Annotated in this window: 21 protein-coding genes; 6 read left to right on the plus strand and 15 right to left on the minus strand. The window is 69.4% G+C overall.

Annotated features, from left to right (window positions below):
- Positions 1-12 precede the first annotated feature (12 nt).
- From LZ199_RS37425 to LZ199_RS37470, 10 genes are all read right to left on the minus strand, one after another.
- Positions 13-2,070, minus strand: a complete 2,058-nt coding sequence (locus LZ199_RS37425) for a Tad domain-containing protein (protein ID WP_253998579.1) — start codon at positions 2,068-2,070, stop codon at positions 13-15.
- A gap of 15 nt (positions 2,071-2,085) precedes the next feature.
- Positions 2,086-3,072: a TadE/TadG family type IV pilus assembly protein gene (locus tag LZ199_RS37430; RefSeq protein WP_253998580.1), complete on the minus strand. Its 987-nt coding sequence runs from the start codon at positions 3,070-3,072 to the stop codon at positions 2,086-2,088.
- Between the two features lie 96 nt (positions 3,073-3,168).
- Complete coding sequence (locus LZ199_RS37435; RefSeq protein ID WP_253998581.1) at positions 3,169-4,620, minus strand: zf-HC2 domain-containing protein; 1,452 nt, start codon at positions 4,618-4,620, stop codon at positions 3,169-3,171.
- Positions 4,617-5,288 carry an RNA polymerase sigma factor gene (locus tag LZ199_RS37440; protein WP_163864811.1) on the minus strand — a complete coding sequence of 224 codons (672 nt, stop codon included), beginning with the start codon at positions 5,286-5,288 and terminating at the stop codon, positions 4,617-4,619. Before LZ199_RS37440 ends, LZ199_RS37435 begins: the two co-directional genes overlap by 4 nt.
- 42 nt (positions 5,289-5,330) lie before the next feature.
- Entirely contained in the window at positions 5,331-5,738 is a 408-nt protein-coding gene (locus LZ199_RS37445) for a DUF2085 domain-containing protein (protein WP_253998582.1), read from the minus strand.
- Complete coding sequence (locus tag LZ199_RS37450; RefSeq protein WP_253998583.1) at positions 5,707-6,759, minus strand: ABC transporter ATP-binding protein; 1,053 nt, start codon at positions 6,757-6,759, stop codon at positions 5,707-5,709. The genes LZ199_RS37445 and LZ199_RS37450 overlap by 32 nt, the downstream gene beginning before the upstream one ends.
- Entirely contained in the window at positions 6,756-7,781 is a 1,026-nt protein-coding gene (locus LZ199_RS37455) for an ABC transporter ATP-binding protein (RefSeq protein WP_253998584.1), read from the minus strand. The genes LZ199_RS37450 and LZ199_RS37455 overlap by 4 nt, the downstream gene beginning before the upstream one ends.
- Positions 7,778-8,773: a GspE/PulE/PilB domain-containing protein gene (locus tag LZ199_RS37460; RefSeq protein ID WP_253998585.1), complete on the minus strand. Its 996-nt coding sequence runs from the start codon at positions 8,771-8,773 to the stop codon at positions 7,778-7,780. The genes LZ199_RS37455 and LZ199_RS37460 overlap by 4 nt, the downstream gene beginning before the upstream one ends.
- A gap of 9 nt (positions 8,774-8,782) precedes the next feature.
- Complete coding sequence (locus LZ199_RS37465) at positions 8,783-9,541, minus strand: GspE/PulE/PilB domain-containing protein (protein WP_253998586.1); 759 nt, start codon at positions 9,539-9,541, stop codon at positions 8,783-8,785.
- Positions 9,542-9,601: 60 nt separating this feature from the next.
- Positions 9,602-10,432, minus strand: a complete 831-nt coding sequence (locus LZ199_RS37470; RefSeq protein ID WP_253998587.1) for a DUF4292 domain-containing protein — start codon at positions 10,430-10,432, stop codon at positions 9,602-9,604.
- A 43-nt stretch (positions 10,433-10,475) separates the two neighbouring features.
- On the opposite strand from LZ199_RS37470, the gene LZ199_RS37475 reads away from it, so the two are divergent.
- Together LZ199_RS37475 and LZ199_RS37480 are read left to right on the plus strand one after the other, a co-directional pair.
- Positions 10,476-11,201, plus strand: a complete 726-nt coding sequence (locus tag LZ199_RS37475; RefSeq protein WP_253998588.1) for a MotA/TolQ/ExbB proton channel family protein — start codon at positions 10,476-10,478, stop codon at positions 11,199-11,201.
- Positions 11,202-11,220: 19 nt separating this feature from the next.
- Positions 11,221-11,673 (plus strand): ExbD/TolR family protein, encoded by a 453-nt coding sequence (locus tag LZ199_RS37480; protein WP_253998589.1) that lies wholly within the window; start codon positions 11,221-11,223, stop codon positions 11,671-11,673.
- Positions 11,674-11,801: 128 nt separating this feature from the next.
- On the opposite strand, the gene LZ199_RS37485 is transcribed toward LZ199_RS37480, so the two are convergent.
- The 4 genes from LZ199_RS37485 to LZ199_RS37500 form a co-directional block, all read right to left on the minus strand.
- On the minus strand, positions 11,802-13,646 hold the full coding sequence (locus LZ199_RS37485) for an acyl-CoA dehydrogenase (protein WP_253998590.1): 1,845 nt from the start codon (positions 13,644-13,646) through the stop codon (positions 11,802-11,804).
- 169 nt (positions 13,647-13,815) lie between these two features.
- Positions 13,816-14,481: a MaoC family dehydratase gene (locus LZ199_RS37490; protein ID WP_253998591.1), complete on the minus strand. Its 666-nt coding sequence runs from the start codon at positions 14,479-14,481 to the stop codon at positions 13,816-13,818.
- Positions 14,481-14,930, minus strand: a complete 450-nt coding sequence (locus LZ199_RS37495; RefSeq protein ID WP_141643258.1) for a MaoC family dehydratase N-terminal domain-containing protein — start codon at positions 14,928-14,930, stop codon at positions 14,481-14,483. Before LZ199_RS37495 ends, LZ199_RS37490 begins: the two co-directional genes overlap by 1 nt.
- Positions 14,931-14,946: 16 nt before the next feature.
- Positions 14,947-15,948: an NAD(P)H-dependent amine dehydrogenase family protein gene (locus LZ199_RS37500; RefSeq protein ID WP_253998592.1), complete on the minus strand. Its 1,002-nt coding sequence runs from the start codon at positions 15,946-15,948 to the stop codon at positions 14,947-14,949.
- Positions 15,949-16,187: 239 nt separating this feature from the next.
- Between LZ199_RS37500 and LZ199_RS37505 the strand changes: the two genes are divergently transcribed.
- Entirely contained in the window at positions 16,188-17,303 is a 1,116-nt protein-coding gene (locus LZ199_RS37505; protein ID WP_253998593.1) for an HD domain-containing phosphohydrolase, read from the plus strand.
- Between the two features lie 7 nt (positions 17,304-17,310).
- On the opposite strand, the gene LZ199_RS37510 is transcribed toward LZ199_RS37505, so the two are convergent.
- Positions 17,311-19,458 carry a peptidylprolyl isomerase gene (locus LZ199_RS37510; protein ID WP_253998594.1) on the minus strand — a complete coding sequence of 716 codons (2,148 nt, stop codon included), beginning with the start codon at positions 19,456-19,458 and terminating at the stop codon, positions 17,311-17,313.
- Positions 19,459-19,784: 326 nt separating this feature from the next.
- Between LZ199_RS37510 and LZ199_RS37515 the strand changes: the two genes are divergently transcribed.
- From LZ199_RS37515 to LZ199_RS37525, 3 genes are all read left to right on the plus strand, one after another.
- On the plus strand, positions 19,785-20,471 hold the full coding sequence (locus LZ199_RS37515) for a hypothetical protein (protein ID WP_253998595.1): 687 nt from the start codon (positions 19,785-19,787) through the stop codon (positions 20,469-20,471).
- A 68-nt stretch (positions 20,472-20,539) separates the two neighbouring features.
- A complete protein-coding gene (locus LZ199_RS37520; RefSeq protein WP_253998596.1) occupies positions 20,540-21,475 on the plus strand; it encodes an AAA family ATPase in 936 nt (311 codons plus the stop codon).
- Positions 21,472-22,818, plus strand: a complete 1,347-nt coding sequence (locus LZ199_RS37525; protein ID WP_253998597.1) for a DUF58 domain-containing protein — start codon at positions 21,472-21,474, stop codon at positions 22,816-22,818. Before LZ199_RS37520 ends, LZ199_RS37525 begins: the two co-directional genes overlap by 4 nt.
- The last annotated feature ends 2 nt before the right edge of the window (positions 22,819-22,820 follow it).

Genomic DNA, 22,820 nt, shown 5'->3' on the forward strand with positions numbered 1-22,820 from the left:
TCATCGCGGTCCTCAGTGCGTCATGACCTTCGGGGCGAAGCCCTGGAGCGCGCCAGGCAGCGCGTCCAGCATGGACCCGACCACGGGAAGCTGGTTGCGGCCCTGGTACACGGACGCCAGACGCGGACGCCAGTACGGGTTGAAGAAGTTGGGCTGCTCGGTCCAGTTGCCCGGCCGGTGGTAGTAGCTCTGGCCGCGGGAGATGACGTTGAGTCCCTCGGTGAGGCTGAGGAACTTCTTGCGGTTGTTCAGCATCTCCAGGCCTTCGGAGTCCGGCGAGAAGGTGAACTTCACCTTGCCCTCGTCGTTCAGCAGCGCGGGCGCGTTGGTCCCCGTGCCGTCCGTGTTGGCCTTGTTCACGACCTCTTCCGGGGACTTGTTCAGCGCGACCCATGCGGAGGGCTGGTTGAAGTCCATCGTGCGCTTGGCCATGTTGGCCTTGTCCGCGTTCGCCATCGGATTGCAGACGCTCCCGCCATACTGACCGGGCTCGAAGTGCATGAACGGCGTCACACCACCCCAGGGGTGGTTGCCGTCCTGGGCCGGGCGCACGTTCGCCGTGTAGACGTCCACCTCGAACCAGCAGACCACCAGCTTGAGGACGCAGACCTCCTCGCTGTGGACGCCCACCTGCCGCTCGGCGCCCCTCGGCGCCGTGTGGTTGCGCCACCCCTCGCTGTTGCTGGGGTAGTGCACGCGCCAGTGGACGCCGCCCTTGACGCTGCCGGTGTCCTTGTCGTTCAGCGCCCAGACGCTGGGCTTGAGCGTGTGACGGTACGGCAGCTTGATGCCGCCCTTGTCGTTGAGCCCCTTGCGGTTGTCACCGAAGCAGCGCGTGTACGGGTCCTTGTTGTTGCAGGACAGCGGGTTGTCCGCCTTGCCCACGCCCACGTCGACTTCGGCGGGACCGAGCTTGAGCCAGTACAGGTCGTCCGCGCCCATGTTGTCGCCCTGCGCCGTCATGCCCCAGGGGTTCAGGTTGTCGTTCCAGTCACGGATGAAGTTGCGCGAGTCCATGATGGTCCTCGCCGTGGGGAACGTCGCGGACAGCATGCGCGTCTGCCCCATCTTCTTGAACTCCATCAGGCCGGGGGCATTCACGCCGTTGTTCAGCATGTCGCGCAGGAAGCCGAGCGCGTCCGGCAGCGGCAGGATGTCTCCCAGCTCGCGCGAGGTGGTGAATCGCTCGGGGCACATGCCGCCATCGCGATCACACGCGTAGCGGGTCGCGTTGGTGATGCCACCCATGGAGCGCTTGACGCGGGCGATGTCGTCGTTGGCCTTGTACTTCGTCACGTCCAGCGCGCCGAAGGGGTTCTTCCACGTGCCCGGGTTCAGCGGCTTGCCGCCAGCGTGAGCGCTGTGCGACTGGCTGAAGAGACACTGGCTGTAGAAGCCCGTCGCCAGTTGGCTGGCCATCGAGTTGAGGTTCTTGTCGTTCGCGTCCAGCACCCCCTGCGCCGTCTGAATCACGTGCGTGGTGGCCGACATCATCACCGCCTGGGACATGAAATACATGGCCCCGTTGAGCACCCGATGCGCCGGTACCATGAACTTCCCCAACCATTTGTCGGGGTTGGCTGCCTTCAAGAGGTTCTGGAGCGGCTGGAGGAAGGCGGTCTTGTACAGGGTGATGATCTTGTTGATCGCCTTGATGACCTGCCCCACGTACGGAATCACCTCGATGATGGGACAGAGGACGATCCACAGTTTCTTCCGCTTGCCGGCACACGGGTTGAGCGTCTTCATGAACCCGAAGAGGTCCGTGAAGAACGCCTCCGCCGAGTAGATGAGCGAGATGAGCGAGTGCCACATCATCGCCGACACGTAGTGCGAGACCTGCGTGCGGTTGGCGTACGCGTAGAAGTTGAACGCGCGCGCCTCCATGGCGGCCATGGAGTAGGCGGCGGCGTCCGAGGTGTTCTGCAGGCGGACGCGCTCGTGAACGGTGTGGCCGATGTTCACGGTGGTCAGCACCGCGATGGACATCACCAACACCATCAATGCGGCCAGGATGAGGGCCTGGCCCTCCTGGCGCTGGAAGCTCTGTCGGAGGATTCGAGTGAACATGGTGCGTGCGTCCTCTTACAGGCCCCAGTCGGGGTTGAGGTGCATGATCCACTTGCGGTGGAAGTTGGACTGCATGCGCATGGTGTAGGTCGCCGACAGGGGCATGAAGTAGCGCTTGCCCACCAGGCTTGAGACGAGCGGGATGCTGCCGGTGGCCAGGCCCCAGAGCACCCACATCTCGGCGGGATACAGGGAGTTGTAGCCTTGTTCGTGGTCAATGCCCTTGGCCATCGCGGCCAGGGGCGTGAGGTTGCCACCGTCCGCCATCATGTTGGACCTGGGGACGAGCGTGGCCCTGTCGATGGCGCCGCGCAGCGCCACCTGGGCGTTGGACGCGTACCACGCGGTGAAGATGATCCAGTTCGCGAACGGAATCTTCATCTCGTAGAAGTAGCGCAGGCGGATGGTGAGCCGCGTCGCCTTCCGGTAGACGAGCTCGGAGTCATCCGGCTCCGGCAGGTTGAAGAACTTGCGGATGTTGTTCTCCAGCGACGGCACCTCCGGGAAGCTGTCCGCGCCGTCGAAGTCCAGCTCCTGCCAGTTGTAGCCGGTGCGCAGCTTCCAGATGGTGTCGATGGGCGTGAAGTACGCCGGGTTGATGGTGTCCACCCGGATGAGGCCGAACAGGTTCGAGCCGTTCACCGTCCGGGGCACCACGCCGCCGCCGAAGTTCAGCGTGCGCATCGCGGAGTCGTAGATTTGATGGATGGCGAAGGTCTTCGCCAGATTGCCGATGTCGTCGGTGCGGCCCAACGTGGGCAGCAGCGCGACGATGGCCGCGTCATGCATGCGCTCGTTGTTGCCGTTCCACACGACGCCAGCGCGCGCCGCTTGATACGCGGCGTACTCGGTCATCAGCTTGGCGTGCTGAATCAGCGTGAGCTGGATGATGCCCAGCGTCATGAAGACCGCCAGGGGCATGATCATCGCCGCTTCGACCATGGCCTGACCGGATTGCCGGCCTGCCGCCCCCCGCGGCCGCGATTCCTGTTCCATTCCCATGGTGCCATTATCTCGATCAGCGCCCATGAGACGCATCGGTCAAATGGCCAGCTCCACCTGCCTACACCCTCCCATTTGCTGAAAAATCGCGGGAGTTTACGGCGCGGGCTGAGAATCCACCGCCGGTGTCTCAACCGAGACCGACTCACGGCTCAGCCGACGACGCGCCGCCTGCGCCGCGCTGGAACCCGGTGCTTCCGTCAAAACCTGATTACACGCGGCCAGCCCCTCCCGTCGACGTCCCAGGGCCAGCTCCGCGTCACACAGGCGGGTGAGCAACCCCAGGCGTTCCGCGCTGGAGGCCCCTGAGTCCAGGGCGAGTCTCAACAGCCTCACCTCCTGGTCCCGGTCTCCGGTCCGGTTCGCGGCCTGGGCCTGAAGGGACAGCTCCGCCACGGAAAGCCCCGGCGACCGGTCCTCGGCCTCGCTCTCCGCGCGGCGCACCGCGGCTGGCTCGGGCCGCGACAGTTGCTCTCTCGAGGGAGCCTTCGCCGGCTTCATGGTGGACTTGGCACGGGGGGTGGAAGCCTGAGCGAAGTCATCGCTCGCGCCACCCGTCGGCGGAGCCACCCCGCCCCGCCCCGCGTAGGAGCCTGAAGGCGCGGGGGCGCTGGCGACGACCCCCTGGGCCATGGGCTCCGTGACGGCTTCCAGGGCAGGCGCGCCAGGCCCCTCATCCCAAGTGCCGCCCTTCGAGGAGGGGGCGTCGTCCTTGTCCTTGACCGACTCCTTCTTGGCGAGTGCGCCCCCCAGCCGCAGGGGCTCTTGGGGAGGACTCTCGGGGGCAGCGGGTTGAGACAGGGCGGGAGATCCCTCCGCGAGGGCCTCCTCGTTCAGGTTCGACACCTCGCGCGGGGCCTTCTCGGCGGGTTCGGTCTTCGCAGCGGACTGCTTGCCGTCCATGATCGCCGAGGGCTTCACCTTCGACTTCAGCTCGTCGGAGCGGCTCCGGGTGCCGAAGCCACCGCCGCTGCCCGCCATCTCCCAGCCCTCCGCGCGCTTGGACTCCTCGGCCCGTGACTTCCGCGCTTCCTTGGCGCGGGAGTCGCTGGCTCCGCCAATCGTGTCGGCGGGAGGCGGCGGAGCTTCCGCGACGGCCTGGGCCGGCGCGACGGAGGGTGCAGGCACGGGCTTCGGCGCGGGAACGGCCTTGCTCGACTGCATCTCCACCGCCGAGAGGTTGGGCCGCGTCAGCTCCGGTGACTGCGCGTTGAGGGTGAGGATGCCCAGGGTGCCCACCGAGGCGAGCCCGACGACGGGCAAAAGCCACCGGCGCCAGCGCGACGGCGTGGGAGCGGGTCCGGCGGCGGCGCGGCGCGCGGACTGCTGCGCGTACGCCAGGAGCGACTCCAGCCCCGCGTCAGGCGCGGACTCCTCGGAGAGCTGGGACATGGTGACGCGCACGCCGCGGATGTCGTCCAGGGCCTGGGTGCAGCGAGCGCAGCCCTGGAGGTGCGACTCCACCACCTGGGCCTCCGGGGCGGGCAGCTCGCCATAGGCGAAGTCGAGGAGCCGGTCCTCGTGCGCATGGAGATTCTGCGGCTTCATCCCACCACCGTCCTTCCATCGTCGGCGAGATCGCCATCCACGCCCAGCTCCGCCAGTCGGCGGCGCAAGCCGTCGAGCGCATAGCGCATCCGGCTCTTCACCGTGTTCTCCGAGACGCCCGTCACGTCGGCGATATCCTTGAAGGGGATGCCGCTGTACTCCCGCAGGATGAACACCTCCCGCTGCTCCTCGGGCAGGGAGGCCAGGGCGCGCTCCAGCAGGGGCCGCAGGCGGGCGTTGTACGCGCCCCGCTCGGGACTGGCGCCGGAGTCCGGCAGCGCCTCCGACAGCGGGCGGCCTTCCTCCCCGTCCACACCACTCACTGGAGACTCCAGGGACGTGGCCTGGCGGTAGCTTTCCTTGCGCGCGCTGTCCACACAGAGGTTCCTCGCGATGGTGTAGACCCAGGTCGTGAACCGGGCCTTCGCCTGATATTCGCCGGCGCTGCGTACCACCTTCAGCCATGTCTCCTGCAGCACGTCCTCCGCCCGTGCCCGTTGCCCGACGAAGCGCAGGATGAAGTTGAACACCGGTGTCCGGTGCCTTCGCACCAACGCCTCGAACGCGCGAGCGTCCCCCGCCTGGAAGGCGAGCATCAATCGCTCGTCTGAGGTCTCCGGTCCCAACTCTCCCCCATCGCTCGTGGAGCCACGTTCACTCCGGCCCACCCTCAACCCGTGCCCTCTTAACGGGCGACGGGCCAGCAGGGTCTAATCCGGACGTGGCTTCCGGTAAGTGGCGAGAATGACAGGGAGCGCGACGGCTGTCACGAGCGCGGCCTGCGCCAGCAGCACCCCTGGCAGGGGGCGCTGGACGTGGACGTACAGTGAGCGGCCGAGCGCCATTCCAAGCAGGACGCCCGTGGCCGTCCGCACCGCGTTGGAGCCGGAGGCCGGGCGGAAGCGCCCCACCGCCCAGTCCACCAGCGCCGGCAGCGTGAGCAGCAGCACCGCCGGCACCTCCCAGGCCCACGTCAGCGGCGCGCGAGCGATGAAGAGCCCCACCAGCGTGGCCATCAGCACCGGGTAGGTGCCCAGACACCGCGCGCAGACGCGGAGCCCACCGAGCACGTAGGTGCGGTTGTACTCATCCGGATGATGGTGACTGAGCCAGAACACCGTCGGCACCTCCGGACCGCGGGGCGGTCGAGGACTGCTGGGACTCGCCTTCCGCCAGGAAGCACGCGGCGAAATGCCCGGAGCCCAGCGGATACAGCGGCGGAGACTCGCGGCGACACCGCTCCATCGCGTGCGGACACCTGGGATGGAACGTGCACCCTGGCGGTGGCGCGAGCGGCGAAGGCGGCTCTCCGGGGACCAGCAGGCGCGTGCGAGGCCGCTCGGGGTCCGGCACCGGCACCGACGCGAGCAGCGCCTGCGTGTACGGATGACGGGGGCGGCGGTACAGCGAGGCCGAAGGCGCCAGCTCCACGATTCGCCCCAGGTACATCACCGCCACGCGCGTGGACACGTGCTCGACGATGTTCAGGTCGTGCGCGATGAACACGTAGGTGAGGCCGCGCTCACGCTGCAGGTCCACCAGCAGGTTGACGATCTGCGCCTGGATGGAGACGTCGAGCGCGCTGATGGGCTCGTCGGCCACCACCAGGTCCGGCCGGAGGGCGATGGCCCGGGCGATGCCGAGCCGCTGACGCTGCCCTCCGGAGAATTCGTGCGGGTAGCGCCCCAGGGCCTCGCGCGGCAGCCCCATCGCATCCAGCAACGCGGCGACCTCGCGCTCCCGCTCGCCCGGCCCCCGCGCGAGGCCGTGGATGTCGAACGGCTCGCCCAATATCTCCCGCACCGTCATGCGCGGGTTCAGCGAGGCATACGGGTCCTGGAAGACGAACTGCATGCGACGGCGCAGCGGCCGGAGTCGTCTCTGGGAGAGCCCGGTGACGTCCTGCCCGTCGAAGTGGATGGAGCCCGCGGTGGGCGACACCAGGCGCAGCACCGCGCGCCCCAGGGTGCTCTTCCCGCAGCCGCTCTCCCCCACCACGCCCAGCGTCTCGCCCCGGAAGACGTCGAACGTCACGCCGTCCACGGCCTTCACCGCGCCACGCACGCGCCCCAGCCACCCCCCGCGCACCGGGAAGTGGACCTGGACATCCTTCGCCTGGAGGAGCGGCTCCGCGCTCATGACGCAGGCACCGGATGATGACAGGCCGCGAGCTGTCCGCCGCGCTTGCGCTCCAGCACCGGCGTCACGCGCGAGCACTCCTCTTGAGCACGCTCGCATCGCTCGCGGAACGCACAGCCCGACGGCAGCTTCCCCAGGGCGGGCACCATGCCGGGGATGGCGCGCAGCCTCCGCCGAGGCCCTTGAGGCCCGTCCGTCACCTCGCCTCCCAGCGACGGAAGCGAGCGCAGCAGGCCCGCGGTGTAGGGATGCGCGGGGCTGGCGAACAGCTCGCGCACCGGCGCGTGCTCCACCACCTTCCCCGCGTACATCACCACCACCGTGTCGCAGCTCTCCGCGACGACGCCCAAATCATGGGTGATGAGCATCACCGCCATGCCGCGCTCGGCCTGCAGGCGCTTGAGCAGGTCCAGGATCTGCGCCTGGATGGTGACGTCCAGCGCGGTGGTGGGCTCGTCCGCGATGAGCAGCGAAGGGTCACACGCGAGCGCCATGGCGAGCATCACCCGCTGCCGCATCCCGCCCGAGAGCTGATGGGGCCACGCGTCCACGCGCTCACCCGGCGCGGGGATTCCCACCTGTCGCAGCATCTCCACCGAGCGCTCCCGCGCCTGCGAGCGCGAGGCCCCCAGGTGGAGCCGCACGCCTTCGGAGATCTGCTCGCCCACGGTGAAGACGGGGTTGAGCGACGTCATCGGCTCCTGGAACACCATGGCCGCATGGCGTCCGCGCACCCGCCGCAGCTCGTCATCGGAGAGCTTCAGCAAGTCGCGGCCCTGGAAGAACACCTCGCCCGCGGCCACCCGCACCGGAGGCTGCGGCGCGAGCTTCAGCAGGGACAGCGCGGTGAGGCTCTTGCCGCAGCCGCTCTCCCCCACCACGCCCAGGGTTCCGCCGGGCGGCACCGCGAAGGACACACCGTCCACCGCGCGCACGCGGCCCTCGTCCCGCGCCAGCTCCACGGCGAGCCCTCGGACGTCCAACAGGGGCCCGTCCCCCGAGGGCGACGCGCCGGGCGTCACTTCTTCGCCAGCTCCTCCAGGAACTCCACCTCCTGGATGAGCCCCTTGCGGATGAGCAGGCGGATGAGGCTGGCCACCATGCGCGCGGGCTTCACCTTCTCCGTGTCCAGCACCGCCTCGTCGCCCCGGGACATGCGCTCCAGGTCGTCCAGGATGGCCAGGTCGTCATCGGAGAAGTCCGGCGTCGGCGTGAGCGCCAGCGCGGGCTGCGAGCCCTTCGCGGCCCCACCGAACAGCACCACCGGCACGCGTGGCTTCTCCTCTTCTTCCGCCTCGAAGATGGGCGGAGGCGGCGGAGGAGGCCGGGCGGAGGCGGGCTTCACGCCCAGCAGATCATCCAGCGAATCTCCCCCAGGCCCCTGCCGCAGGGCTTCCGCGGGCGGGGGCGGCGGCGTCCCGGGCCGACGGGCGGCGGGAGCAGCGGCGGGTGGTGGTCTCGCTGCGGGGGGCTTCGGCGTCTCCGGCATCTCCCACTCCAATGGCGTCCCCGCCGTCACGGGAGGAGGGCCGGAGCCATCCTCTTCGTACAGCGGCTCCGCCTCGACGATGTCCAGCGGCTCTCCCCGCGCCCGGGCCAGCGCGGCGTCCAGGTCGTCTGATGCGACGACGAAGACCCGCACCTGCTTGCGGAGCTGGAAGCGCAGCTCGTCCACCAACGTCAAATCCCCGGGGTCCTCCACGGCGACGTGGATGCGCTCGCTGCGCCCTTCCACTTCCGAACGGAAGAGGAGGACGCGGTGCTCCGCCTGGAAGTCCAGGGACACCAGCGACACCACCGCGTGGGGAATCTCCTCGGGCAGCTCCAGGAAGGGCAGTCCGTGCTGCACCGCCAGCGCCCTGGCCACGTGCAGCGGCGCGCACAGTCCCTGCGCCACCAGCGTCTCGCCCAGCCGCAGGTTCCCCGGAGCGCCTCGACGCCCGAGCGCCACCCGCACCTGCTCCTCCGTCACCACCCCCGCCTCGACGAGCAGCTCACCAATCTTCTTGCGCATGAGGGCGGGCTACCGCTTGACCTTCGCGAGGTACTCGTCGCGGGAGAACACACCCTTTTCGATGAGCAGTTCCACCATGGCCTTGAGCGCGGCGACTTCCTTGCGCTGCACCTCTTCCACGCTGCGCAGGAGGTCGGCCGGGCTGCCGGTGCCCGCGGTGCTGCGCGGGGCCTCCTGCACCGGCGGCGGCGGACGCGCGACCGGGGGCGCGGGCTTGGGCGCGGACACGGCGGCCGCGGCGGCGGGATCCAGGTCCTTGAGGTTCTTCACCACCGTGCGGCCCTGGGCGTCCACCACCTTGAAGTTGGTGTCCGCGTCCTCCAGCTCCAGGTTCTCCTCGTACATCCGGGCGAAGGCCCGGGCGATGGAGGTGCGCCCCGCCACGTTGGGGATGATGCGGCACTTCGTGATGGCCCGAAGCTCGTCGAGCATCCGCATGTTGAGCGGATCCGACATCGCCACCAGCAGCGTCTTGCCCTCGTCCCGCAGCTGCAGCGGCAGCACGGAGAAGTCACGCGCGGTCTGCGGAGGAATCTTGGCCTTCACATGCGGGGGAACCACCTGGACCGCGTCCAGGTTCACCGCCGGCATGCCGAGCTGCTTGGACAACGCCCGCACCAGGATGTCCTCGGAGACGAGGCTCATCCGGACCAGGATTTCGCCAAGCTTGCCGCCCCACTTCGCCTGTTCGGCGAGCGCGGACTTCAGCTGGCTCTCCTGGAGCACATTCGCTTTGATCAGCAGTTCTCCGAGCTTGATCTGTGCCATGTCGTGGGCGCCACTCTACCCGACTCCAGCCGCCGCGCTTCTTCTTCCGTGCCTGCCCGGTCAGGAACCCGGCACCGGGGGCGCCGGCGACTCGGGTCCCCCCGCGGGCAGCTCCTGCCCGGACTCATCCACCTCCACCACCTTGGACCCCTCCGGAGGGGTCAACTCGTAGAGCGTGAGGTCCGGCCGGCCATTGAGCTTGATCTGCTGGTAGCGCAGCTGGAGCTTCGTCCCCGCCTGCTTCGCGATCAGCTCCACCTTGCCCGGGAAGATGAGGCCGCCCCGCTCCAGGAAGTCGTCGAAGGCCAGGTCATACCCGGGGACACCTCGCACGTGGCTCTTCACCACGCGCAGATACTTTGGGTGAACCTGGAGCACCTGGCTGGCCGTGCCCCGGTGGAGGGTGAGCACGTAGACGCCCTCCTTCGTGTCCAGCTCCAGCGTCATGCGCTCCGGAGGGATGAGGGGCACCTGGCCCAGCATGATGGCCACCAGTTCCTCGCCTGGCAGGACGACGGGCAGGAAGCGCGACACGTTCTGCGGGCTCGCCGGGCCCTGGTAGTAGGTGTGCGTCTCCGTCTGGTACAGGCCGAAGCGCGTCCCGTCCCCGACGAGGGAGGCGAGGGGCCGGTTGAAGAAATCGAACGTCTCCAGGTGCAGCAGGGCCGGTCGGGTGACGGAAAGGAACATCCCGATGGTGCCGCTCTGCTGGGGAGACTCGACCCGCAGCTTCGCATCTCCCTCGAGGGAGATGACGTTGTCCTGGTTCTGCCGGACACGCTGGTAGACGACCTCGGCGTCGGTGAGTTGCCCCTCCGGCCCGAACTCGATGCGCTTGGGGCAGGCCGAACAGAGCACTGCCAGGAAGATTGCGGCGGCTGCGCGGTTCATATCTCCTAGTCTGGGCCAAGGCGCCCTGCCGGGTCACCCACCAATGAGCCTGAACGACATCCTGCATTACCTCCGCCTTGGCGGAGTCACCCTGGCCCTGCTGCTGCTGGCCTCCGTCGCCGCGCTCGTCGTGGCCGTCGAGCGCATCATCGCCCTCTGGGGGGTGAGCGAGCGCTCGCGCCTCCTGGGCGAGGCGGTCAGCAAGCACCTGCTTCGCGGCGACGTGCCGGCGGCCCGCACCGCCGCCGAGCGCTCGGACTCCGTCGCGGCCGACATCTTCCTCGCGGGGTTCGACCGCTGGGAGCGCAGCCGGGGCACGGGCGGCGCGGGCGTGGAGGCCGCCGTGGAGCGCGAGCGCGCCCAGGTGGGACTCAAGCTGCGCCGCAACCTGTGGATTCTCGCCACCATCGGCTCGATTACGCCCTTCGTGGGCCTCTTCGGCACCGTGGCCGGCATCATGCGCTCGTTCAAGGACCTGGGCCTGGACGTGGAGGCCGGCGGCACCGGCGGCACCGGCGCGGTGATGACGGGCATCTCCGAGGCCCTGGTCGCCACGGCGGTCGGCATCCTCGTCGCCGTGCAGGCCATGGTCTTCTACAACTACTTCCAGGCCCGCCTCTCCCGCGTGCTGGTGGAGCTGCGGCTGATGGGCGACGAGTTCGCGGAGATGCTCAAGGAGCGCGCCTCGGGTCTTCCTCCGGAGCCCGCGCCCCGCATCGACTCACAGCCTCCCCCCACCCCGGCGCGCGTCGACACGCAGCCCGCCTAGCTCCAGGGAACCGCGCGCCATGGCCATGGGCAAGACACCGGGGTCCGGTGACGAAGGCGAAGAAGGTGTCTTCGCCGAAATCAACATCACCCCGCTCACCGACATCTTCCTCGTGCTGCTCATCATCTTCATGGTGACCAGCTCCGTCATCGTCCAGCAGGGCCCCGGAGGCGGCGCCAAGGCGGGCCTCAAGGTGAACCTGCCCAAGGGCGGCGCTGCGGACGTCACCGCGCGCACCACGGACATGTCCGTGGCCGTGCTCGCGGACGGCCGCTTCGTGGTCGCCGGCAACGTCGTCAGCCAGGACGAGCTCCAGAAGGCCTTCGACGCCGCCAAGGTGAAGGACCCGGACACCGTCGTCATCGTCCAGGCCGACGAGGGCGTCCCGCACGGCACCGTCGTCCAGGTGATGGAGCTGGCGAAGAAGGCGGGCCTCGGTCAGCTCGCCATCGGCGTGCGCGAGGGCGAGTAGCCCGTCCGTCTCCGTCACGAAGGCCCCGCTGAAACACGAAGGCCACCTCGGGAGCGACTCCCCAGGTGGCCTCGGTGTTTCTGGAGGGCGCCCTTCCCTCAGGGCGCCCGTTCAAACGATGTCGCGGCTCAGACGGACGCGAACGCGGCGTCGGTGATCTCCATCGGAGAGGTGTCCTCGATGGCGATGAGGCGCGCGGCCTGCTCCACGTTGGGCAGCACGTTGCGCGCGTAGTAGAGGGCGCTGTACTTCTTGCCCTCGTAGAACGCGCGGTCCGGGTGGTCCGCCGACAGCGCGCCCTGCGCCTTGTCCGCGATGAGCGCCGCGTCCAGGAGCAGCCAGCCCACGGCGACCTCGGACATCATGTTGAGGAAGCGGTTGGCGGACAGCGGAATCAGCGGGAACTTGCCGCCGTCCTGCGACCAGCTGAACACCGTCATCGCGCTGGACATCAGCGCCTCCTGCGCGCTCGCCAGCAGCTTCACGGCCTCGCCGTAGGTGGCGTTCTCACGGTGCGCTTCGACGAACGCGCCCACGTCGCCCATGAACTGCTGGAAGTGCATGCCACCGGCCTGCCCCAGCTTGCGGCCCACCAGGTCCATGGCCTGGATGTGGTTGGTGCCCTCGTAGATGGAGAAGATCTTCGAGTCGCGCGTGTACTGCTCCACCGGGTAGTCCTGGATGTAGCCGGCGCCGCCGTACACCTGGATGGCCTGCGCGCAGAGGCGGAAGGACTGGTCGGAGCCGTAGGACTTCACCAGCGGGGTGAGCAGCTCCACCTGGCCCTTGTGGTAGGTGGCCGCCTCGTCGTCCTTGCCCGCCAGCTGCCGCGCCTTGTCCAGGTGCATGGCCAGCTTGATGATGAGCGCGCGGATGCCCTCCACGTGGGACTTGATGTCCAGCAGCATGCGGCGGACGTCCGGGTGCTCGATGATGGCGGCGCGCGGCGCGGTGGGGTCCTTCCACTTGGTGAAGTGGGAGCCCTGCTTGCGGTCCTTCGCGTAGTCCACCGCGTTGTAGTAGGCGGCCGACGCCAGCGCGACGCCCTGGATGCCGACGGCGATGCGCGCGCCGTTCATCATCTTGAACATCTGGCTCATGCCGACGTGCTCGACGGTGCCGACGAGCTCGCCCAGACAGTTGTCGCTCTCACCGAAGTTCAGCACACAGGTCGCCGAGCCGTTGATGCCCATCTTGTGCTCGATGGAGCCCACGGACACGTCGTTGGCCTGACCGGAGCTGCCATCCTTGTTGATGCGCAGCTTGGGGACGATGAACAGCGACAGGCCCTTGGTACCGGGCGACGCGCCGTCGATGCGCGCGAGCACCAGGTGGATGACGTTCTGGGCCATGTCGTGGTCGCCGCCGGAGATGAAGATCTTCGTCCCGCGGATGTTGTACGTGCCGTCCGCGTTGCGGCGGGCGGTGGACTTCGCCGCGCCCACGTCGGAGCCGGCGTGCGGCTCGGTGAGGCACATGGTGCCGCCCCACGTGCCGTTGAGCATGCGCTCCACGAAGAGGTGCTGCTGGTCCTTCGTCCCGCACTCGGCGATGACCTCCGCCGCGCCGAACGACAGGCCCGGGTACATGTTGAAGGCCGTGTTGGCGCCCGATAGCAGCTCCTCCACCGTCACCTGCAGCATCATCGGCGCGCCCTGGCCGCCGTGCTCCGGGCTCACCGCCACCGTCTTGAAGCCCTGCTCGTAGAGTTTCTTCCACGCGTCCTTGAAACCCGTGGGCGTGAGGACCGAGCCGTTCTCCACCCGACAGCCCTCGCGGTCTCCCACGGAGTTGAGGGGCCCGAGCACCTCGCGCGCGAAGCGGTACGTCTCCGACAACACCGCCTTGGCCTCATCCGGGCCCCAGGCGTCGTACGGGGCCTGACCGGCCACCTGGCCGAAGCCGAACTGCTCGAACAACGTGAAGAAAATCTCTCGAAGGTCGGTCTTGTAGGTGTTGATGCCGGCGGACATGGCCACTCCTGCGTGACGGCTCGCCGCCCGCCTTCAGGTTCGAAGGCCTCGGGTCAGCGGCGCGAATGACACAGGAAGTGTGGCGGTGACTGATTTTTGAGTCAACCCTGAATGACACCCTGCGTTGAGGGGCCACCCTGGCCGCCCCTCACCGCAGACCCTCAAACCGCTACTTCTTCGGCTTCTTGGCCGAGGGAAGCGTCGCCGTCTTGGCAGCGGGCTTCTCCCGGGGGACGGTCTTCTTGGACGAGGCACCGGTGAGGCGCTCGTCTGCCTCCTCGTCGACGGCCGAGGCCTCGCTCGAGCCTCCGCCGGTGGACGTGGCGGGGGCGGCGGCCAGGCTCTCCCGGGGCACTTCGATGACGATGGGGGACTGGCCGGAGCGCTGCCGGTTCTCGTCCTCCAGGGAGTAGAAGAGCTGGATCTGCGCGCCGCCCTTCATCACCAGCTCGCCGCGCTGGTTCTCCGCCCACAGGTCGATGTCCACGAAGTAACGGCCCGCGGTGCCGTGGCGGTTGCTCACCCGGCCCTTGCAGACGACAGTGTCACCCGGCCACACCATCTTGATGAAGCGCACGTTGTAGCGCCGCATCTGCCCGCCCCGGGCCCAGTCACTGATGAGCTGGCCGAGCATGCCCATCACCAGCATGCCGGGGGCGTACACGCTCGGCATGCCCACGCTCTTGGCGTAGAGCTCGTCGACGTGCACGGGGTTGTAGTCGCCGGAGGCACCCGCGTACCGGGACAGCTGGACACGGTCCACCGGGGCCTTGGCCAGCGCCGGCAGCTCGTCTCCGACGCGGATGGACTCGAAGTAGAGCTTGCGCGCGGGCATCACGGGGTCTCCTTGGAGGCGCGGACCACCAACGTCCGGCGGGCTCGGAACACCAGGTTGCCTTCCTCGTCGCGGCCTTCATCCTCGATGACAGCGATGTCCATCTTCCCGGACATGCCCTGGCGCTCGGAGACGTCCGCGACGCGGGTGGAGACGTAGATGCGGTCTCCGGCGAAGATGGGCCGCTCGTAGTCGAAGCCTTGCTCGGCGTGCAGCAGGCTCTTGATGCCCACGCCCAACAGCTCCCTCAAGTCCGCGGCCGAATGAAAGGACGCGGGAAACGTGGGAGGCGCGATGATGGTGGGATATCCGGAGGCCCGAGCGTACTCCTCGTCGTAGTAGATCGGGTTGTAGTCTCCGATGGCCTCCGCGAAGCGGCGGATGGCACCCTTCTCCACTTCGTTGAGCGTCGGCGGCGAGGCACGGCCGATCGCATTCTTGTCCAGCATTATCCCTCTCCTGACTCTAACGTCCGGCCGGAAGCTCGAGCACCGTGAGGAGCCCTGCTTCGGCGGCCGTCAAGCGTGGCGCGGCATTCACCAGCGCATTCGCGGTGGCCCGGTCGCCTGCCACTCCCCCCGGGATTTCCAACACCAAACGAGGGTCCGCATCGATTTCAATGCGGTCCTTCGGGTCGTCAGCCCCTACGGCGATGGTCAGTTCCAGTCGCACCCGCTCCTGCCCGTCCTCCAACCCGACCACCGACTGGAACATGCCCGCCACCCGTCCCTTCTTCACGGCAAACGCGCCGCCCGAGATGTCCTGCTCGGCGAATACGGGGGCTACCTCTTCTTCGAAGTCATCACAATCCAACCCCAGGCCCAGTGCCGCGAGTGCCGCCGACTCCACCAGCCCCACGTGGCCCAGCTGCTCACCATCCACCAACTCGAAGAACTCCTCCTCGGTCAGACCGGCGCCGACCTTGCGCTGCAAGGCCTCCCGGCGGGTGCGCGCGTCCACCACCCGGGTGACTGTCGCGCGCCGCACCGGGCCACACACCTGTCCCGCCGTGGCCACCAGTCTGTCCAGAACGAAACCCGGGTTGACGCCCGCGCCGACGATGGAGACCTCGGCGCGCTGCGCGGCGCGGTCCAGCTTGTCCGCCAGCTCCGGGTACTTCAGATAGGGGAAGGCCAGCTCCTCACAGGTGCTGGCAATGGGCAGGCCCAGCTTCAGCGCCGCCAGCAATTGGTCCATCACCGCCGGCAGCCGGGAGCCCGTCGCGTGCAGCAGCACCGCTCCCTTGCGGCGGCCCACCGCCTTCTCCAGCGAGTCCATCACCTTGACGCGCGGCGCGGGGCCTCCCAGCACGTCGCCCAACGGACGACCCACCAGGGAGGCATGGGTATCCACGGCCCCAATCAATTCCACTTCCGGGCAGGACAGGGCAGCTCTGGCAATCTCCTGCCCGATGAATCCCAGCCCCATCACCACCACCGGCACCGGCCCTGCTGGGGCTCTAGCCATCGGAGATTGCTCCAGGATTCCAAGGGGTTAGCGTTGAAACGCAGCCTTGCCGCGCACCATAAATCACACCTTGGCGAGCAGGCAAGCGTCACTTGGTTCTACCACTCTTGCCGCTAGCAAGAACCTCCAAGGATTTCCGGGGCTTGCGAGTGCAAAACGCAAGGGGGCCCCTGTTTGGCCGCAAGGCAAGGCGTGTATAAAGAATGACAGGCCCGCGACCTCCCCGGAGACCCTCCAACATGGACCGCATCCTCGTGGTGGATGACGACGTGCTCATCCTCGCCGCGCTCACCCGGATCCTCCAGACGGAAGGCTATGACGTCGTCACCTACAGCGACCCGGCCCTGGCCGCTCGCGAGGTGGGCTTCAGCGTCGTGCTGACGGACTTCATGATGCCGTACCTCAACGGCATCGAGCTGCTGGGCGTCCTCCGGGAGAAGAACCCGAAGGCCGTGCGGCTGATGCTGACGGCGGCGGCGGACTTCCGCACCGCGTCCGAGGCGGTGAACCGGGGCGAGGTGTTCCGGCTGCTCGGCAAGCCCTGGTCGCTCAGCGAACTGACGAGCAGCGTGCGGCAGGCGGTGGAGCACTACCGGCTGGTGGAGTCCAACGAGCGGCTGACGCGCGAGGTGGCGGACAAGAACGCGGAGCTGGTGGCCATCAACCAGGACCTGGAGCGGCGGGTGGTGGAGCGCACGACGGGCCTGTTGGACGGGCTCATCAGCGCGCTGGACTACCGCGACACGGAGACGCAGTGGCACTCGCGTCGGGTGGCGCTCTACTCGCGCAGGCTGGCGGAGGAAGTGGGCCTGGCCGGGGCCGCGCTGGACGTGGTGGAGCAGGGAGCGCTCCTGCACGACATCGGCAAGATTGGCGTGCGCGACTCCATCCTGCTCAAGCCCGGACCGCTGACGCCGGACGAATGGGTGGAGATGCGCAAGCACCCGGAGTTCGGCTACCGGATGATGGGGAAGATGCCGTACCTGCACGAGGCGGCGCTCATCGTCCTCCAGCACCAGGAGCGCTGGGACGGCAAGGGCTACCCGCAGCAGCTCGCCGGCGAGGACATCTGCATCGGCGCGCGCATCTTCTGCATCGCCGACACGGTGGACGCGATTACGTCGGACCGGCCCTACCGCAAGGGTCGCCCCATGAGCGTGGCTCGGGACGAGATTCGCCGCTGCTCCGGCACGCAGTTCGACCCGAACCTCGCGGACGCCTTCCTGCGCATCCCCGAGACGGAGTGGCAGCGCATCCGCAACCAGGTGGAGGCGCTGGAGGAAGAGGAGAACCAGCGCTGGCGAAGTCACCCGCTCGGGGCCCAGCCGCCGCTGACGCGAGCCAGCGGCACCTGACCTCACCTCACGGGGCCAGCGTCACCGCGCTGACCTCCCGGATGACGTCGCCCTCCAGCAGCGCGTCCACCACGTCCAGCCCTGACACCACTTCGCCGAAGGCCGTGTAGCGGCCATCCAGGTGCGGCTGCGGCGCGTGCGTGAAGAAGAACTGGCTGCCCCCGGTGTCCTTCCCCGACAGCGCCATGCCGAGCACACCGCGCAGATAGGGCCGCCGGGTCATCTCGCAGCGGATGGAGTGTCCCGGGCCGCCCTCCCCGTCTCCGCGCGGGTCTCCGCCCTGCGCCACGAAGTCCGGCACCACGCGGTGGAAGGTGATGCCGTTGAAGTAGCCCTTGCGCGCCAGGGCGTAGAGGTTGCCCGACGTGAGCGGCGCCTCGTCGGCGTCGAGCCGCACGGTGATGTCGCCCTTCTCCGTGCGCAGCACCAGCGCGGCCCCCTTGGGCGCGGGCTCCGGACGGAAGGCGTATGGGGGAAGCTCCACGCGCTCGGAGCGCACGGGCTGGCCGGTGAGCTGGGTGAGGGCCTCGGCGGCCACTCGGCGCACGTTGGCGTGCGGGAGCGTCAACCACTGCTTCATGCGCGCCTCGGTACCAGGAACCTGGAGCGCGACGAGCGCGCCCGCCACGGGGTCCGCGAGGTCCGGCTCGGAGGGGACGCGGTCGGCCAGCGCCTCCAGGTCGGGCTGGGCACCCGGGGCCTTCAGCTTCCCCAGCGTCGCGGCGGCCGCGCCGGCCACCACCAGGTCCTCACCGCGCAGGAGTGGAGACACGGCCGCCGCCGTCCGGAGCACGGGGCGCTCGGCGAGGGCTTCCATCGCTGTGAGCCGCACGCGCGCCGACGGGTGGCGCAGATAGCCCACCGCGAAGTCGGCGGGCGTCTTCTTCGGGGAGAGCGCCGCCTCGCGAAGTCCCAGGGCCAGTCGACGCTCCTCGGACACCCGGCCGAAGCCACAGTTCATCGTGTCCGCCACCACGCCACGCTGACGGTCCGACGCCGCCGCCAGCCGACAGTCGAGCCACCCCAGGTCCGCGCGCGCCACATCCGACGCCGAGCCCCGCTCCGCGTCCGCCAGCGCGAGCCGGAGCGACGCGAGCAACGGCATGCCGAACTCCGGCAGCCCCTGCTGCGCCAGGGCCAGCAACGGGTGCCCATCCGCGGAGCGCGCCAGCGTCTCCACGCGCGGCGCCGCGCCCGTGGGCATCGGCGTCTCCATCCCCCGCGCCACGCGCTTCGCTCGGGGCACCAGGGCTTCGAGGGCGTCCAGTGGCGCGCAAGGCCCGCCACACGTGGCCGCGAGCTTCGCCAGCGAGCGCGCCGCCTCCGCCGCCACGCGAGGCACCGTGTCGTCCAGCATCCGGCCTAGCACCACCGCGTCCTCCGGTCCCCCCACGTCACCGAAGGCCTTCACGCACAGGCCGCGTACGTCCGCGTCCTCATCCGCCAGACACGCGCGCAGCGTCGGCAGGCTCTCCGCGCGCTTCGCCGTGGCCAGCAGATAGGCGCCGCCATATCGGGCCGCTACCGGCCGCCCTGCCGCCATCAGCGCCTGCGCGGGCGCCAGGGACACATCTTTCACCACCGCCGCACCCCCACGTCGCGCCGCCACGCCCAACGCCAGCGCCGCCCGTCCGGCCGTCTCGACGTCCTCGCCCTGAAGCCGCTGGACGAGTCGAGCCAGCGTGTCCGCCGTCGCCAGGCGCCCCAGGGAGTCGAGCTGCGCGGCACGCACCGCCGCGTCGCGCTCGTCTTCCTCGGCCGCCAGCAACGGCGTCGCCAGGCTCGCCCGCTCGGCCTCCGTGAGCGGCTCCCAGGAGAGCGCAAGCTCGCCCGCCGCGAAGGCGGCCTCGCCTCGGACAAGGGCCTCCGAGTCCTCCAGGCCCGCGACGACCGCGTCCAGCGTGGCCACGTCCTGGATGCGGGCCAGCGCGCGCAGGGCCCTCGCCCGGACCCGCGGATCCGGCGCGCCGGTGACCAGCGCCACCAGCTCCCCGCCGCCCAGCGAGCGCCGGTCTTCCCAATCGCGGATTCGGGCCATCATCTCCGCGTCGGGCGGGTCCGCATCCGGGCCCGGGACGGCGCGGACACAGCCGGAGACGAGGACGAGGAGGGCCAGACAGACGCTGGGGAGTCGGACGGGGCTCGGGCGGCTCATGCGCTGGGGCCTAGGCCAAATTCCCGCGAAAATCCAGGGGTTAGGCCGCATGCCGTTTGACACGCGCGGCCCCGGGCTCCGAAGATGATGGTTCGCATCTCTCAGCAGGAGCGCTGGTCCTGAACTGCCCTGGCTGCGGCTCGAAGGTAGCCGCCGACGCATCCATCTGTTCCGTCTGCGATTACATCATCGACAGCTCGTTCCTCTCCTCGGAGCCACCTGCTGACAACGATGAGGAATCCACGGGCGCGAGCGAAGACCCGCGCCCTCCTCCGCCCAAGCCCGCGCGTCCGCGACCCGCGGGCAAGTCCGGCGTCAGGCCCGCCGTGCCGGTCAGCGCGGACGCCACCAACGTCAAGAGCGTGCAGGACATCGCCCGGGGCGCGCCTCAGCGCCCCAGTCGCCCCGCGCCCGCGACTCGCGCCGCGCCCGCCACGGCTCCCAAGCGCACCGCTCCCGCGCCTGCTCCCGCTCCCGCGCCGGTCTCCACGGGGTCCGACCCCTGGGAGCGCAGGGGCCGCGACGACGAGGAGAACGGCAGCCCCATCGTCGACCCCGAAGAGCTCATGCAGGACGCCAGGGATTTGATGGGCGCGATGAGCGCCGGCGACAAGATTGCCTTCTATGGCTCGGGGCTGGTCGTCCTCTCGTGCTTCACGCCGTGGAAGGAGACAGCGGCGGACGGTGACGCGCTGGGATTGATGAGCACGGGCTTCGGCGCGTTCGTGCTCTCGCTGATGGTGATGGTGGCCATCGGCGTCCGGGTGCGCAGCTCGTTCCCGAACCTCAATCCCGTGGTGCCGTGGATGGCGCAGCTGTTCACCACCTTCCTGTGCCTCATCTGGTGCATCGTCTTCATCAAGGTGTCGTCGGACACGACGCTGGTGCCCACGCCCATCGGCAACGCGGAGATGATGAACTCCTCGCCCAGCTTCGGTGTCTTCATCGGCCTGCTGGGCTCGGTGGCCGCGCTCATCGGCGCGTTCCTCGGACTCAAGAGCAAGAACGACTGACGACACGGCGCGCGCGCCACGAAAGTGGTGCCGCGCGACTCGACGGCGGTCTACCGTTCCCCGCCACCATGTCCGACGCCACTCCCCTCGCCCGCCTCACCGCCGCGCTCGCCGGCACCGTCTTCGGCCAGCCTCGTGTGCTCGCCGACCTGGTGACCGCCTTCCTGGCGCGCGGCCACGTCCTGCTGGAAGGCGTGCCCGGCGTGGCGAAGACGCTCACCGCGCGCAGCATGGCCGGAGCGCTGGGGCTGCTCTTCACGCGCATCCAGTTCACCCCGGACCTGATGCCGGCGGACATCCTCGGCACCAACATCTTCCAGCCCCAGGACAACGCCTTCCGTCTGGTGAAGGGCCCCATCTTCACGGAGGTCCTCGTCGCGGACGAAATCAACCGCACCCCGCCCAAGGCCCAGGCCGCGCTGCTGGAGGCCATGGAGGAGCGGCAGGTCACCATCGACGGCGTCACCCACCCGCTGCCGCCGCACTTCTTCGTCGTCGCCACGCAGAACCCGCTGGAGCTGGAGGGCACCTATCCCCTGCCCGAGGCCCAGCTGGACCGCTTCCTGATGCGCATCCGCGTGGGCTATCCGGACTCCGACTCCGAGACGACCATGCTGCGCGCCTTCCACCAGCGCGAGGGGAAACCGCCCTCCATCGACCGCGTGCTGGACGCGCCCACGCTCATGGAGCTGCAGGCCCGCGCGGCCCGCGTCACCTGCGACGACTCCATCCTCCAGTACGTCGTCGCCGTGGTACGGGACACGCGCGCCAATCCCCGCGTGCGTCTGGGCGCAAGCCCCCGCGCCGCGCAGGCGCTCCTGGCCGCGTCCAAGGCCCGCGCCGCGCTGATGGGCAATGACTTCGTCACCCCGGACGACGTGAAGGGCGCGGCCGGCAGCGTGCTCAACCATCGCCTCCTCCTCAAGGCCGAGGCCGAGGTGGAAGGCGTCACCGCGGATGACGTGCTGAAGCAGACGCTCGAGCGGGTCCGGGTCCCCCGGTGAGCCTGGGCCGTCCCGTCCCCACCGGCCTCGCCGTCGCACTGCTCGCGGTGGGACTCCTCCCCGCCGCGCTGACGGTGGCCAGCCCCGCATTCGGCTGGCTGGCGCTGGCCCTGGACGTGGCGGTGCTCGCCCTGTGCGCCGTGGACTTCCTCCGCGCGCCCCATGGCGAGGACGTGAAGGTGTCACGCGAGGTGGAGCCCATCCTCTCCTCGGGCACCCGCAACGCCGTGCACCTGTCGTTCGAGCGAGTGGACACCGGCCCCGCGCCGCTGCGCCTGGAGGTCCGCGACGAGCCGCCCCAGGTCGTCGCCAGCACCGGCCACCGTCAGTCCCTCGTGCTGCAAGCCCTGAGCGGCGCGCCCCTCACCCGCTCCCGCCTGACGTACTTCGTCACCCCTCCGTCCCGAGGAGATGCGAGCTTCGGAGACCTCCACCTCCGGCTCCTCGGCCCGCTGGGACTCTGCGCCCGACAGGTGCGCGTGCCCGCAGCGCAGGCGGTGAAAATCTATCCGGACCTCACCGCCCTTTCGAGGGAGGCGCTCGCCCTGGCCCGCTCCTCGGACGCGCCGTCAGAGAGGACGCTGCGCCGCCGCGCGGCCGAGGGACGCGAGTTCGAGTCCCTGCGCGAGTACCGCCCCGGCGACGACTACCGCCACATCGACTGGAAGGCCTCCGCGCGCCACGCCAACACCCTGGTGCGCACGTGGCAGCCCGAGCGGCACCAGCCCATGCTGCTGCTCCTCGACTGCGGGCGACACATGGCCGGCAAGGTCCAGGGCCGTCGCAAGCTGGACCACGCGGTGGACGCGGCGCTCCGACTGGCGCGGGTGGGCCTGGACGCCGGTGACGTGGTGGGCGTCATGGCCTTCGCCAGCGACGTGCTCACCTTCCTGCCGCCTCGCAAGGGCCACGAGCACCTGCGCCTCATCACCGAATCGCTCTACCGCGCCGAGGCCGCGCTGGAGGAGAGCGACTACGGCCGCGCCTACGACTTCGCCTTCGCCCGACAGACGCGGCGCACGCTCGTCGTGCTCTTCACGGACCTGGTGGACCCGGACGCCTCCGCGGGGCTGCTCACCCGCACGCTGGCCCTGCGGCCCCGGCACCTCCCCGTCGTCGCGTCGCTCCTGGACGAGGACGTGCGCGACGCGGCCATCGACGTGCCCGTGGAAGCGCAGGACGCGTACTCGCGACAGGCCGCCACGCGGCTGGAATCCGAGTTCCGTCGCACCGCCAGCACCCTGCGCGACGCGGGAGCCCTGGTCGTCCGCGCACCCGCCCAGGGTTTCGGCGCGGCCGCGCTCAACGTGTACCTGGACGTCAAGTCGCGCGGGCTGTTGTAGGC

The organism is Myxococcus qinghaiensis (assembly GCF_024198215.1).
Taxonomy (GTDB): Bacteria; Myxococcota; Myxococcia; order Myxococcales; family Myxococcaceae; genus Myxococcus; species Myxococcus qinghaiensis.